Source organism: Promicromonospora sp. NPDC060204 (genome assembly GCF_042728455.1).
GTDB lineage: Bacteria > Actinomycetota > Actinomycetes > Actinomycetales > Cellulomonadaceae > Promicromonospora.
Genome location: NZ_JBHWZO010000174.1, coordinates 1 through 13062, shown reverse-complemented (window position 1 = coordinate 13062; position 13062 = coordinate 1). Strand labels below are relative to the sequence as shown.

The following is a 13062-nucleotide window of genomic DNA, read 5'->3' as shown; positions in this document are numbered from 1 at the left end:
GTGGGGTTTTTTGGCCCCCCCGGGGCGGGGGTGGGGACAAATAGCCAGCACTCAACGGGTTGGGTGGGCGGTCAGGGGTGGGGGAAGAAGGCGCGGATGTCCTCGACCAGGACCTCGGGGACCTCCATCGCCGCGTAGTGGCCGCCCTTCGGGTACTCGGACCAGTGCTCGATGCGGGCGTTGTCGCGCTCGGCGAAGGCCCGGATCGTCTTGAAGTCGTCGGCGAAGACGGCGACGCCGATCCGGCCCTGGCTCACCACCGGCTCCGCGCCGGACCGCGCCTCGGTGTAGTGGTAGCGCGTCGAGGTGGCCGAGGTGTTGGTCAGCCAGTACAGGGTGACCTGCGCCAGGACCTGGTCGCGGGACACCAGGCTCGTGCCGTTGCCGAAGCTCTCGAACAGCTCGTTGTAGGCGAGCTGCCCGACCGGCGAGTCGCTGAGCGCCGCGGCCACGGTCTGCGGCCGGGAGCCGTTCATCGTGTTGTACGCGCCCACGCTCTGGAACCACTGCAGGTGCTCCAGCGCCGCGAACTCCTTGGGGCCGAACCCGTCCATCTCGCCGTCGGCGCCCGACGGGAACGAGAAGAGCTGGAGCAGGTGCGCGCCCAGGAAACCCTCGGGGTCGAGCACCGCCAGCTCACGGCCGATCATCGCGCCCGCGTCGCTGCCGTGGGTGCCGTAGGACTCGTAGCCGAGCCGGCGCATCAGGGTGTCCCAGGTGCGGGCGACGCGGGCCATGGTCCAGGTGCCGCCGTCGGCCGGCTCGCTCAGCGGGGTGCTGAAGCCGAAGCCGGGGATGGACGGGACGACGACGTCGAAGGCGTCCTCGGCGCGGCCGCCGTGCGCGACGGGGTCGGTGAGCGGGCCGATCATGTCGAGGAAGTCGAGCACCGAGCCCGGGTAGGTGTGGGTCAGGAGCAGCGCCCGCGCGCCTGGCTCGGCCGAGCGGACGTGCAGGAAGTGGACGTTCTGGCCGTCGATGTCGGTCAGGAACTGCGGGAACGCGTTGACGCGCTCCTCGACCGCGCGCCAGTCGAAGTCGTCGCGCCACTGCTCGACCGACTCGCGCAGGTAGGACTCCGGCGTGCCGTAGTCCCAGGAGTCGCCCGGCGCGGCCGGGGCGAAGCGGGTGCGGGCGAGACGGTCGTTCAGGTCGTCGAGGTCGGCCTGGGGGATGTCGATGCGGAAGGGGCGGATGCTGGTGTCGTTGGTGTTCATGTCTCCGACACTACGAGCGGTTCAGGAACAGTTCTTTCCTCTATTCTGAACGGGTTCCCGATCTTTTTTCAGATGCCGGTGAGGGGCCGCGATGACTGAGGAGCCGCGATGACTGAGGAGCCACGATGACGACGACGGCGGGGCGGCTGCTCGCCCTCCTGGGTCTGCTCCAGTCCCGCGCCGAGTGGACCGGGCCCGAGCTCGCGGCGCGGCTCGACGTCACCGACCGCACGGTGCGCAACGACGTCGCGCGCCTGCGTGACCTCGGCTACCCGGTGGACTCCGTGCGCGGCCCCGGCGGCCGCTACCGGCTGGGGGTGGGCGGCAAGCTGCCCCCGCTGGTGCTCGACGACGAGGAGGCGGTCGCCATCGCGGTCGGGCTGCGGGCCGCGAACACCGTGGCGGGCATCGAGGAGTCCAGCGCCCGCGCGCTCGGCAAGCTGGAGCAGGTGCTGCCGGACCGGCTGCGGCACCAGGTCGCCGCGCTGCGCGACGCGACGGACGCCGGGCCGGTGAACACCGACAGCAACGTCGAGGACCCCGTCGTAGACCCGGCGCTGCTCACCGAGCTGGCCGCGGCGATCCGCGACCACCAGGGCCTGCGCTTCTGGTTCCGCGAGGAGCCGCGGGAGGTGGAGCCCGTCCGGCTCGTGGCGTGGCAGCGCCGCTGGTACCTCGTGGGGCGGGACGTCGGCTCGGGGCGCTGGGAGCCCTTCCGCGTGGACTGGCTGGAACTGCGCCGGCCCGGCGGACGCCGCTTCACGCCCGTGGAGCCGCCGTTCGACCTGACCGAGTTCGTGGTGCGCGAGGTGGCCCGGACAGGTTGGGCGGTGCACACGCGGATCGTCGTGCACGCCCCGGCGCACGAGGTGCTCGACCGCATCAACCCGGCCGTGGGCACGGTGGAGCCGCGGGACGACACGTCCTGCCTGCTGGTCACCGGCGGGGACAGCATCGAGACGGTGGCCGTGTGGATCGGCATGCTCGGCCTCGACTTCACCGTCACCGGGCCGCCGGGCCTCGTGGACCACCTGAACGTGCTGTCCAGGCGGTACGCGGCGGCGGCGTCGGGCTGACCTAGCCGAGCATGCCCCGCAGCATCGCCCCGAGGATCCGGGACAGGCGCGGTTCGACCTCCACCAGGGCGTGCGCGAGCCGCGGGTCGGAGCGGTAGAGCGCGGCGACCTCCGGGCCCGGCGTCGCGATCTGGTGGAAGGTGCCGGCCATCGAGGTGGCGGCCGCGACCAGGTCGACGCCGTCCTGCTCCGTCAGGGCGGGCAGCGCGGCGCGGACCGCCGGGACGATCTGGCCCAGGCCGTCGCGCGTGACCAGCTTGAACTCCCGCACCTTCTCCACCGACACGTTGCGTTCGAGGTTCAGCGGCGTCTGCGCGAGCAGGTCGCAGAACATCCCGCGCTCCGCCAGGGTCGAGGCGAACGCGGCGGCGACGGCGTCGGCGATGTTGCTGGCGTCTGCGGCGTCTGCGGCGCCGTCGACGTCCGGCCGCGCCAGGGTGCGCACCCGGGCGGCGAGGGCCGGCGCCCAGTCCTGCCAGCCCTCGGCGGTGAGCCGCAGGAAGATCTCCTCGCGCGTCTCGAAGTACCGCAGCATCGCGGACTTGTGCATGTCCACGGCGGACGCGATGTCGGTCAGCGTCACCTCTCGGATGCCGCGCTCGGAGCCGAGCCGGCGGGCGGCGTCCAGGATGGCGGCCTCGCGGAGCAGCTTGGCCTCGGGGGAGCGGGCGCGCTGGAAGTCGGGAGTCGTCATGCTCACATGTTAGCGCAACGGGGTTGCGTAAGTTAGAGCAACGGTGTTTTATTAACGACATGCAGAAGACATGGTTCATCACCGGCTCGTCCCGCGGCTTCGGCCGTTCCCTCGTCCTCGCCGCGCTCGCCGCCGGCGACCGGGTCGCCGCCACGGCGCGCCGCCCCGAACAGCTCGACGACCTCGTCGCCGAGTACGGCGAGCGGATCCTCCCGCTCCGCCTCGACGTGACCGACCAGGACGGCGCCCGCGCCGCGCTGGCCGAGGCCGCCGCCCGGTTCGGGCGCGTCGACGTCATCGTCAACAACGCCGGCTACGCCAACGTGGCCCCGATCGAGACGGCGGACGACGCCGACGTCCGCACCCAGTTCGAGACCAACTTCTGGGGCGTCTACAACGTGTCCAAGGCGGCGATCCCGCTGCTGCGGCAGCAGGGCGGCGGCCTCGTGATCCAGTTCTCCTCGGTGGGCGGCCGGGTCGGCGGCTCGCCGGGCATCGCGTCCTACCAGGCGGCGAAGTTCGCCATCGACGGCTTCAGCCGGGTGCTCCGCGCCGAGACGGCGCCGTTCGGCGTCAAGGTGCTCGTCGTCGAGCCGAGCGGGTTCCGCACCGACTGGGCCGGCGCGTCCATGACCGTGCACGACGCCCCCGCCGGGTACGAGTCCACCGTGGGCGCCATGAACGCCCGCATGCGCCAGGCCGGCGCGGGTGCGGCGGGCGACCCGGCCCGGGCCGCCCAGATCCTCGTCGCGCTCGCCTCGCGCGACGACCTGCCCGACAACCTGCCGCTCGGCGTGAACGCCACCGAGATGTCCGTGGCGCAGGACCGCCGGCTCCTGGAGTCGGACCGGCGCTGGAGCGCAGTGAGCCGGTCCGCCGACTTCGCCGAGCCGTTCCCGGCGGAGCTCCCGGCCGTCGTCGCGGCCGAGGTCGAGGTCCGGGGCTGACGTGCCGACCTCGTCGCCGGGACCCAGGATGTGATCGTGGACGCCGCAACGCTGCTCGACGAGGTGCGCAGGGCCTTCGCCGGCACGCCGACGGGTCGTGAGCTGGGGTTGCTCGACGCCGAGGTCGCGGGCGACACGCTCCGCGTGACGTTCGCGGGCGGCTCGGGCGGCCCGGCCGACGTCGGCGGCTCCTTCGGCGCACGCGTCCCGCTACCCCGTGGCGCCGACGACCCGCGCTGGACGACCTGGGATCCCGCGACCGTCGAGGAGTGGGTCATGTACGCGGTCGTGCAGGCGATCGCCGAGGAGTACCTGACCGGTGGCGCCCGTCGAGGAACCCGGGATCCGGGCGACGGCGTCACCTGGCTCGTCCTCGACGCGTAGCCAGACGGGGCCGGATCGCTCGTCTGCTCATCTGTGAGGTTCGTCGTGCTCATCTGTTAGCCTGGCCGCTGTTCAACGGAGTCGAAGGGCGGCGGAGGAGCACGATGACGGCACTCGACGAGGAGACCGTGGGCAGCCTGGTGGCGTCCGCGCCGCAGGGCGCGGACCTGACGGTGCCCACCTACGACCGGTCCCGGCTCACCACCGGGATCGTCCATCTCGGGGTGGGCGGCTTCCACCGCGCGCACCAGGCGATGTACCTCGACCGGCTGATGGCCGAGGGCAAGGCGCTCGACTGGGCGGTCTGCGGCGTCGGCGTGCTGCCGGGCGATGCCCGCATGCGCGACGCGCTGGCCGCCCAGGACGGCCTCTACACCCTCGTGCTCAAGCACCCGGACGGGCGCCTGGAGGCCCGCGTCATCGGGTCGATCAAGGAGTACCTGCTCGCCCCCGACGACCCGGAGGCGGTGCTGGAGAAGATGGCCTCGCCCGAGGTGCGCATCGTCTCGCTCACCGTCACCGAGGGCGGGTACAACATCCACCACGTGACGGGCGAGTTCGACCTGGCCGACCCGGCGGTCGCGGCCGACCTGGCCGACGGCGCCGTCCCGGCGACGACGTTCGGCCTGGTCACCGAGGCCCTGCGCCGCCGCCGCGAGCGGGGCGTGCCGCCGTTCACCGTGATGAGCTGCGACAACATCCAGGGCAACGGCGAGGTGGCGCGCCGCGCCTTCACCACGTTCGCCCGCGCCAAGGACGCCGCCCTGGCGGCCTGGATCGAGGAGCATGTCGCTTTCCCGAGCTCCATGGTCGACCGCATCACCCCGGTCACCACGGACGCCGACCGCGCGATGGTGGCCGAGCGCTTCGGCGTCGACGACGCCTGGCCCGTCGTGGCCGAGCCGTTCGAGCAGTGGGCGCTGGAGGACACCTTCCCGACCGGCCGGCCCCCGTTCGAGGACGCCGGCGTGCAGGTGGTGTCCGACGTCGAGCCGTACGAGCTGATGAAACTCCGCCTGCTCAACGCCAGCCACCAGGCCCTCTGCTACGTCGGTTATCTCGCCGGGCACCGGTACGCGCACGAGGTCGCCGGCCAGGACCTGTTCGCCCGGTTCCTGCGCGGGTACATGGACCGCGAGGGCACGCCCACGCTGGAGCCGGTGCCCGGCATCGACCTGGACGCGTACAAGACCACGCTGATCGAGCGGTTCGCGAACCCGCACGTCGCGGACACGCTGGCGCGGCTGTGCGCCGAGTCGTCGGACCGCATCCCCAAGTGGCTGCTGCCCGTCGTCCGGTACCACCTGGAGCACGGCGGGCCGATCGAGCACGCGGCGCTGGTCGTGGCCTCCTGGGCCCGCTACGACGAGGGGGTGGACGAGGTCGGCGAGCCCATCGAGATCGTCGACCGCCTCGCCGACCGGCTGCACCGCGCCGCCCTGGCGCAGGCGGAGGATCCGCTCGCGTTCCTGCGGGACCGCGAGGTGTTCGGCGACCTGGTCGACGACGAGCGGTTCACCGCCGCCTACCTCGCGGCGCTGGACGCCCTGCACCAGAAGGGCGCCCGCGCCACGGTCGAGGAGCTCGTCGCCCGCGCCTGATCCCCGTGTCAGACGTGCAGGTCCCCCGGGGGGCCTGCACGTCTGACATGTCAGGGGGTGAGGGTCTCCAGCGCGGTCGCCGCGGCGTCGTCCACCACCAGAGTGTCGGCGACGCCGCCGTTCACCGCGGCCAGCAGGCCGGGCGCGACGGCGGACCCGTAGCCGATCGCGATGACGCGGGGCGTGGCGGCGAGCTGTTCGAGCGTCACGCCCACCACGCGCTCGTCGAGGCTGGTCCGCACGGGCCGGCCCGCGGCGTCGAACAGGCGGCCCGAGCACTCGGCGATCGCGCCCGCCGCCGTGGCGGCCTGCTGTTCCTCGGTGCTGATCTGCGGGAACACGGTGGAGCTGCGCTCCGACCAGTGGCCGATCGCGACCACGGCGACGTCCAGGTGGTCGGCCCGCGCGAGCGCGTCGGCGATCTCGGGCTGCCGGCGCAGGCCCGCGGCCGTCGCGGCGTCGGCCACGAGCAGCGGCGACCAGACGGGCCAGGTGCGCACACCCGGCATCTGCGCGAACGTGCTGATGAGGGCCAGCGAGTTGCCGCTGCCCTCGACGGGCAGGGCCCCGACGAGCTGGACGACGTCGCACTGGGGGAGCTGCCCGATGTGCCGCACCGCGGCCTCGACCGTGCGCGACCACGACACGCCCACGGTCATGCCCTCGGCGATGTGCTCCCGCACGGCGCGGGCGAGCTCGACCGCGACGTTCTCGCGGGTGGCGACGGCGTCGGCGCCGCTGGGCGCGACGAGGATCTCGCGTGCGCCGAGCCGGGCGGCGAGACGGGCGCCACGCTCGCCGTCGGCCCGTGGCGCGGTGATCTCGATGCGCACCACGCCCTGCTCCCGGGCCTGCGCCAGCAGCCGCGCCACCTGGAAGCGGGAGATGCCGCGGTCGCGCGCGATGTCCACCTTGGACTTGCCGTCGAGGTAGTAGTCCGTGCTCACCTCGACCATGAGGTTCGTGTCGTTCTGGGGCACCTGCGTCCTCACTCCCGCAGGCCGGCAGCGGGAACCATTTGAGCGACTTCTGAGCGGGGGGCCTTGCTCACCTGAGCATACCCAACTACTCTGCGGATGCAGATGAGCAGTTCCATATTCTCAAATGAGCGTGGCGGAGAGGCTGCGCCGAGGAGAGGACGAGGATGTTCCGACCTCCGAGGGGTTCTTCGGTGAGAGTCGCGGCGACCGCCGCGACGGCCGCCGCCGCGCTGGCCCTGTCCGGCTGTGCCGGGGCGGGCGCTGTGGGCGGCGACGACGGCGAGCAGATCGTCGTCGCGATCGTCTCCAACCCGCAGATGCAGGACGCGATCTCGTTGCAGGACGAGTTCCGTGCCGCGCACCCGGGCGTCGACGTGCGCTTCGTGTCGCTGCCCGAGAACGAGGCCCGGGCCAAGATCACCGCGTCCGTGGCGACCGGCGGCGGTGAGTTCGACGTCGTCATGATCTCCAACTACGAGACGCCCATGTGGGCCGAGAACGGCTGGATCGAGAACCTCCAGCCGTACATCGACGCCACGGGGGGGTACGACGCCGAGGACTTCGTCCCCAGCGTCCGCGAGGCCCTCTCGCGCGACGGCGACATGTACTCCGTGCCGTTCTACGGCGAGTCGTCGTTCCTGGCCTACCGCGCCGACCTGTTCGAGCAGGCCGGGCTGGAGATGCCCACCCATCCGACGTGGGACGAGGTACGCGACCTCGCCGCCGAGCTGAACGACCCGGCCGAGGACTTCTCGGGCATCTGCCTGCGCGGCCTGGCCGGCTGGGGCGAGGTCATGGCCCCGATGAGCACCGCGATCAACACGTTCGGCGGCGGCTGGTTCGACGAGGACTGGAACGCGACCCTCGACTCGCCCGAGAGCCGCGAGGCCATCGAGACCTACGTCGACACCGTGCAGACCTCCGGGCAGCCCGGCGCGGCGACGTCCGGCTTCGGCGACTGCCTCACCCGGTTCGCCCAGGGCCAGTCGGCCATGTGGTACGACGCCACGTCGATGGTCTCGTCGATCGAGGACCCGGCGTCCTCCACGGTGGCGGGCAAGGTCGGCTACGCGCCCGCGCCCGTGGCGGACACCGAGTCGGCGGGCTGGCTCTACAGCTGGTCGCTCGCCATCCCGTCCACCAGCGAGCACAAGGACGCCGCCTGGGACTTCGTGTCCTGGATGACCAACAAGGAGTACATCCAGCTGGTCGGCGACACGATCGGCTGGGAGCGGGTCCCGCCGGGCAGCCGGCTGTCCACCTACGAGATCCCCGAGTACGCGGAGGTCTCGCAGGCCTATGCCGACGCCACCCTGGAGTCGATGGGCGGGGCCACGCAGGAGGCCGCGATGACCCACCCGGTGCCCTACCCGGGCATCCAGTTCGTCGGCATCCCCGAGTTCCAGGACCTCGGCACCCGCGTGGGCCAGCAGATGTCCGCGGCGATCGCCGGCCAGGTGACCGTGGACGAGGCCATCGCACAGTCCCAGCGCTACGCCGAGACCGTGGCGGAGACCTACCGGGCCCAGGAGGGGAAATGAGCACCTCGACCATCGACCGGCTGGAGAGCTCGCGCCGCGCCGCCCGCGCGTCGGCGTCCGAACGCTCGATCAGCAAGGCCGAGGGGTGGCGCCGCCGCGGCCCGCTCCTGCCCGCGCTGATCTTCACCGTCATCGTCACGCAGCTGCCGTTCCTGGTGACGATCTGGTACTCCCTGCGCTCGCAGAACCTGCTGCGGCCGGGTGAGGACCTCTTCGTGGGCCTGTCGAACTACATCGACATCGCCCAGGACTCGACGTTCCGCCAGACGGCGCTGAACTCGGTGGTCATCACCCTCGGCTGCGTGCTGGTGGCGATGGTGCTCGGGATCGTGCTGGCGCTGCTGCTGGACCGGCCGTTCCTCGGCCGGGGCGTGGCCCGCACCATGCTCATCACGCCGTTCCTGGTGATGCCGGTGGCGACGTCGGTGCTGTGGTCCGTCGCGCTGCTGAACCCCACCTACGGCCTGCTCAACTGGACGCTCGGGCTGTTCGGGATCGAGGCGGTCGACTGGACCTCCACCTACCCGATCATCGCGATCCTCATGGCGCTGGTCTGGCAGTGGACGCCGTTCATGATGCTGCTCGTGCTCGCCGGGCTCCAGGCCCAGGCGAAGGACGTGCTGGAGGCTGCGGCGGTCGACGGCGCCGGCCCGTGGCGGGTCTTCCGCTCGATCACGCTGCCGCACCTGCGGCGGTACATCGAGCTGGGCGTGCTGCTCGGCGTCATCTACGTGGTCAACACGTTCGACCAGATCTACCTGATGACGGCGGGCGGCCCCGGTACCGCCAGCGCCAACCTGCCGTTCTACATCTATCAGCGCGCGTTCCTCGGGTTCGACATCGGGCAGGCCGCCGCCATGGGCGTCGTCGTCGTGATCGCCACGATCATCGTGGCCTCCGCCGCGCTGCGCCTCATCTTCCGCAGCTTCGAGGTCAAGGAGTGAGCATGTCCGACGTGACGCGCGCGTACCGCCGTCGAACCACCGGTGGCGTGCTGACCACGCTGACCTGGTTGCTGGCGCTCGCCTTCTTCTTCCCGGTCGCCTGGATGGCCATGACGGCGTTCAAGCAGGAGAACCAGGCGGCGTCCGACCCGCCGACGTGGTTCTTCACGCCGACGCTCGACCAGTTCCGGGCCGTGATCGAGGGCGGGTCCGGGGTCTACGTGGCCAACTCGGCCATCGCGACCGGCGTCTCGACCGTGCTGGTGCTGCTGCTGGGCATCCCGGCGGCGTACGCGCTGTCGATCCGGCCGGTGGAGAAGGTCAGCGACGTGCTGTTCTTCTTCATCTCCACCAAGATGCTGCCCGTCGTGGCCGTCATCGTGCCGATCTACGTGGTGGCCGGGCAGCTCAAGGTGCTCGACAACATCTGGACCCTCGTGGTCCTGTACACCGCGATGAACCTGCCGATCGCGGTGTGGATGATGCGCTCGTTCTTCCTGGAGGTGCCGGGGGAGGTGCTGGAGGCGGCGTCCGTCGACGGCGCCGGGCTGATGCGGACCCTGCGGTCCGTGCTCATCCCGATGGTGGCGCCCGGCATCGCGGCGACCGCGCTGATCTGCGTGATCTTCTCGTGGAACGAGTTCTTCTTCGCCCTGAACCTCACCGCCTCGCGGGCGGCGACCGTGCCGGTGCTCATCGTGTCGACCATGACGAGCGAGGGCCTGTTCCTGGCCCGGCTGTGCGCGGCGGCGCTGCTGGCGTCGCTGCCGGTGATCATCGCGGGCTGGGTGGCGCAGAAGCAGCTCGTGCGGGGGCTGTCGATGGGTGCGATCAAGTAGGGGTTGGTCGGTGCGGAAGTTGCCGTCTACCCAGTGATTGGGCCCGAAACCACGTCGGTTTCGGGCCCAATCGCTGGGTAGACCAATGTGCTGGAGCAGGGCCGGCGGCGGCGTCGACGGTGGTGGTATGGGCGGGGCCGCCGGACTGACTCTCGTTCAGCAGGCCGGGGGCGACCGCTTGGTGGGCGGATGCGGCCGCCTGGAGCCTGCTGAATCGAAGTTAGTAGCGCGGGCGCTGTGCGGCGGGATCGAAGTGTCGGATGTCGGCAGAATTCCCTACTTTTTCTGTCGGGTACTTGCCGGAGAAAATCGGCGCTCGTTCGATGGGTGGCATGCGCCTTGGATCAGATCAACGGAGACCGGTCCGCACCGGGTGGGTGGCGGCGTTCGCCGCGGCAGTTCTGGCCGGCGGCCTCGCCCCGGCCGCGGTCGCTGACGCCGCCGACGTCGCGCCGTCCGCCGCCTCACTGACGTCCGCCCGACCGGCCGCCGCCCCCGACACCTACACCAACCCCGTCACCGCCGGGGTCACTGACACCTTTCCTGACCCGGCGGTGATCCGCGGCAAGGACGGTGCCTGGTACGCCTACGGCACGCAGAACCCGGTGTTCAACAGCCAGGGGGAAGCGGGGGAGCGGATCCTGCCGATCCTGCGCTCGGCGGACCTGGTGACCTGGGAGTATGCGGGCGAGGTGATCCAGCCGGACGACGTCCCGACGACATGGCGCGCCAACTCGCGCGCCTGGGCGCCGGACATCCGCTACGTCGACGGCGAGTACCTGCTCACCTACGGGCTGTCCACGGGCGGCCTGGCCGTGGCTACCGCACCCACGCCCACCGGGCCGTGGGAACACCGCGACGAGCTGCTCGTCCCGTCGGCCCCGATCGACGGCTGCCCCACCGGCAACATCGACCAGGCCCTGTTCACCGACGACGACGGCACGCTCTACCTGTACTGGGGCAGCTACGACGTCGTCTGCGTCTCGGAGCTGACGCCCGGCGCGGGCGAGCTCACCGGACCCGTGACCCAGGTGGCGCAGGGCCGCCGGATGGAGGGCGCGTACGTGGTGCGGCACGACGACCTCTACTACCTGATGTACTCCGACGCGGGCTGCTGCGAGGGCGCGTTCAGCGGCTACACCGTCAAGGTGGGACGCAGCGAGAGCCCGCGCGGCCCGTTCGTGGACGACGACGGCACCGACCTCATGGCCGAGTCCAGCAAGGGCGGCTACGTGCTGACCTCCAACGGCAACGGGTTCGCGGGCCCCGGCCACCACTCGGTGGTCACCGACCTGGCGGGCCAGGACTGGATGGCGTACCACGCGATCCCGACGGCGGACCCCGACTTCCCGCCCGTGGACACCCGCAACGGCGTGCTGAACCTGAGCAAGCGGCCGCTGATGATCGACCGGCTCGACTGGATCGACGGCTGGCCGGTCGTCAACGCGGGCGCCGGTCCGTCGTCGTCCCCGCAGGCCGCGCCCGTGACGGACGGCGCCGTGCGCACCACGTTCGCGGACGGCTCCCTTTCCGGCTGGCGGGCCGACGGCGACGTCGTCGTCCGCGAGGAGACGGACGCGGGGCCGTACGCGGCCCTGGAGAACTCGACCCTGACCAGCCGGGACCGGGCCGCCGGCGATCTGCGCGCGCAGGCGGACCTGCGCGTGACGGACGGCGACGGCGCCGCTGGGCTCACGCTGGGCGCGGGCGCGGGCGCGGGCGCGGGCGGAGGCGCGGGCGCCGGCCGCGTTACCGCCTGGATCGACCGCGCTGCAGGCGAGCTGCGCCTGGAGTCTGGCCGCGGCCCCAAGGCGCAGCGGGCGGCGGCGCCCCTGCCGCCGGACTTCCCGTACGCCGACTGGAACGTCGTGACCCTCGACCGGGACGCGCGGTCCGGCACGTACACGGCCGCCGTCTCCGCCGACAACCTCAAGGAGCCGCTCGGCACGGTCACGCTCACCACGCGCGGGGCCGGCGGCCGCGTCTCGGTCGGCGTCACCGCCCGCGGCGGGGCCGACGCCGACAACGTGAGCCTGGTGCCCGCCGCGCGCCCCGTGACCGAGCGGGTGCCCGACCCCGAGCCGGGGGAGCTGGTGCCGGAGAGCTCGGACGAGTTCGACGGCGACGTCGTGCCAGGTACCGGCGCGCCCGGTACCGGCGCGCCCGGGACCGGCGCAGACGGCACCGGCTGGACCTGGGTGCGCGGCCCGGCGTCCGGCGTCCGCCTGGCGGACGGCGCGCTGACCTGGCCCACGCAGAACGCGGAGCTGTACCAGGGCACCAACACCGCCTCGGTGCTGACCCGCGGCGCCCCCGCGGGGGACTACCTGGTCGAGACGAAGCTGAGTCTCGACGGCGTGGGCGTGAACCGGCAGGCCGGGCTCGTGCTCTACGCGAACGACGACCAGTTCGTGAAGCTGGTGCACTCCCAGCTCGGCCTGCTGCGCAAACCCGGCAGCGCCGCGCAGACGGTGGAGTTCACCAAGGAGGCCGCACGGACGACCAGCAACCCGCCCGTCGCCGCGTACAGCGCGCCGATGTTCGGGGCGGCTCCGGCCGCGACCACGTGGCTGCGGCTGGCCGTGCACCGGGATGCGGCCAACGACGAGTACGAGGTGCGCATGGCGTCCAGCACCGACGGGGAGACCTGGCGGTGGGGCGGCGTCTGGACCCTGCCCGACGACCAGCCGCTGCGGATCGGCCTCGTCTCGATGAACACGGCGGGCGCGACGGCGACCTTCGACTACGTCCGCACGTACACCCAGCCCTGACCAGCCCACCCCGCTTCGTTGAGTGCTGGGTATTTGTTGATTTTTCGGCCGTCAGGCAACAAATACCC

At 71.9% G+C, this 13062-nt stretch carries 11 protein-coding genes; 8 read left to right on the top strand and 3 right to left on the bottom strand.

Annotated elements, in window-relative coordinates; genetic code table 11:
* Nucleotides 1-71 precede the first annotated feature (71 nt).
* Nucleotides 72-1217 (bottom strand): epoxide hydrolase family protein, encoded by a 1146-nt coding sequence (locus tag ACFWEJ_RS19960; RefSeq protein WP_377230938.1) that lies wholly within the window; start codon nucleotides 1215-1217, stop codon nucleotides 72-74.
* A gap of 125 nt (nucleotides 1218-1342) precedes the next feature.
* Here ACFWEJ_RS19960 and ACFWEJ_RS19955 point away from each other — a divergent pair, with 125 nt between their 5' ends.
* Nucleotides 1343-2293 carry a helix-turn-helix transcriptional regulator gene (locus ACFWEJ_RS19955; RefSeq protein ID WP_377230937.1) on the top strand — a complete coding sequence of 317 codons (951 nt, stop codon included), beginning with the start codon at nucleotides 1343-1345 and terminating at the stop codon, nucleotides 2291-2293.
* A 1-nt stretch (nucleotide 2294) separates the two neighbouring features.
* Here the strand turns inward: ACFWEJ_RS19955 and ACFWEJ_RS19950 are convergent, their stop codons facing one another.
* Nucleotides 2295-2987, bottom strand: coding sequence for a TetR family transcriptional regulator (locus ACFWEJ_RS19950; RefSeq protein ID WP_377230936.1), 693 nt, complete (start codon nucleotides 2985-2987; stop codon nucleotides 2295-2297).
* 59 nt (nucleotides 2988-3046) lie between these two features.
* On the opposite strand from ACFWEJ_RS19950, the gene ACFWEJ_RS19945 reads away from it, so the two are divergent.
* From ACFWEJ_RS19945 to ACFWEJ_RS19935, 3 genes are all read left to right on the top strand, one after another.
* Complete coding sequence (locus ACFWEJ_RS19945) at nucleotides 3047-3934, top strand: SDR family NAD(P)-dependent oxidoreductase (protein ID WP_377230935.1); 888 nt, start codon at nucleotides 3047-3049, stop codon at nucleotides 3932-3934.
* Nucleotides 3935-3970: 36 nt separating this feature from the next.
* On the top strand, nucleotides 3971-4318 hold the full coding sequence (locus ACFWEJ_RS19940; RefSeq protein ID WP_377230934.1) for a hypothetical protein: 348 nt from the start codon (nucleotides 3971-3973) through the stop codon (nucleotides 4316-4318).
* Nucleotides 4319-4422: 104 nt separating this feature from the next.
* On the top strand, nucleotides 4423-5919 hold the full coding sequence (locus tag ACFWEJ_RS19935; RefSeq protein ID WP_377230933.1) for a mannitol dehydrogenase family protein: 1497 nt from the start codon (nucleotides 4423-4425) through the stop codon (nucleotides 5917-5919).
* Between the two features lie 50 nt (nucleotides 5920-5969).
* Here ACFWEJ_RS19935 and ACFWEJ_RS19930 read toward each other — a convergent pair whose 3' ends face one another.
* On the bottom strand, nucleotides 5970-6899 hold the full coding sequence (locus ACFWEJ_RS19930) for a sugar-binding transcriptional regulator (protein WP_377230932.1): 930 nt from the start codon (nucleotides 6897-6899) through the stop codon (nucleotides 5970-5972).
* Between the two features lie 164 nt (nucleotides 6900-7063).
* Between ACFWEJ_RS19930 and ACFWEJ_RS19925 the strand changes: the two genes are divergently transcribed.
* From ACFWEJ_RS19925 to ACFWEJ_RS19910, 4 genes are all read left to right on the top strand, one after another.
* The gene (locus tag ACFWEJ_RS19925) at nucleotides 7064-8440 is read left to right on the top strand and encodes an ABC transporter substrate-binding protein (RefSeq protein WP_377230931.1); all 1377 of its coding nucleotides are present in this window, start codon (nucleotides 7064-7066) and stop codon (nucleotides 8438-8440) included.
* Nucleotides 8437-9384: a carbohydrate ABC transporter permease gene (locus tag ACFWEJ_RS19920; protein ID WP_377230930.1), complete on the top strand. Its 948-nt coding sequence runs from the start codon at nucleotides 8437-8439 to the stop codon at nucleotides 9382-9384. Before ACFWEJ_RS19925 ends, ACFWEJ_RS19920 begins: the two co-directional genes overlap by 4 nt.
* Nucleotides 9385-9386: 2 nt before the next feature.
* A complete protein-coding gene (locus tag ACFWEJ_RS19915; protein ID WP_377230929.1) occupies nucleotides 9387-10223 on the top strand; it encodes a carbohydrate ABC transporter permease in 837 nt (278 codons plus the stop codon).
* Nucleotides 10224-10555: 332 nt separating this feature from the next.
* Complete coding sequence (locus ACFWEJ_RS19910; RefSeq protein ID WP_377230928.1) at nucleotides 10556-12994, top strand: family 43 glycosylhydrolase; 2439 nt, start codon at nucleotides 10556-10558, stop codon at nucleotides 12992-12994.
* Nucleotides 12995-13062: the final 68 nt, after the last annotated feature.

Excerpts from the sequence above, each read along its gene's own strand:
- ACFWEJ_RS19955 (WP_377230937.1), top strand. The coding sequence starts at position 1,343 with ATGACGACGACGGCGGGGCGGCTGCTCGCCCTCCTGGGTCTGCTCCAG.
- ACFWEJ_RS19915 (WP_377230929.1), top strand. The coding sequence starts at position 9,387 with ATGTCCGACGTGACGCGCGCGTACCGCCGTCGAACCACCGGTGGCGTG.
- ACFWEJ_RS19945 (WP_377230935.1), top strand. The coding sequence starts at position 3,047 with ATGCAGAAGACATGGTTCATCACCGGCTCGTCCCGCGGCTTCGGCCGT.
- ACFWEJ_RS19935 (WP_377230933.1), top strand. The coding sequence starts at position 4,423 with ATGACGGCACTCGACGAGGAGACCGTGGGCAGCCTGGTGGCGTCCGCG.
- ACFWEJ_RS19950 (WP_377230936.1), bottom strand. The coding sequence starts at position 2,987 with ATGACGACTCCCGACTTCCAGCGCGCCCGCTCCCCCGAGGCCAAGCTG.
- ACFWEJ_RS19960 (WP_377230938.1), bottom strand. The coding sequence starts at position 1,217 with ATGAACACCAACGACACCAGCATCCGCCCCTTCCGCATCGACATCCCC.
- ACFWEJ_RS19920 (WP_377230930.1), top strand. The coding sequence starts at position 8,437 with ATGAGCACCTCGACCATCGACCGGCTGGAGAGCTCGCGCCGCGCCGCC.
- ACFWEJ_RS19910 (WP_377230928.1), top strand. The coding sequence starts at position 10,556 with ATGCGCCTTGGATCAGATCAACGGAGACCGGTCCGCACCGGGTGGGTG.
- ACFWEJ_RS19925 (WP_377230931.1), top strand. The coding sequence starts at position 7,064 with ATGTTCCGACCTCCGAGGGGTTCTTCGGTGAGAGTCGCGGCGACCGCC.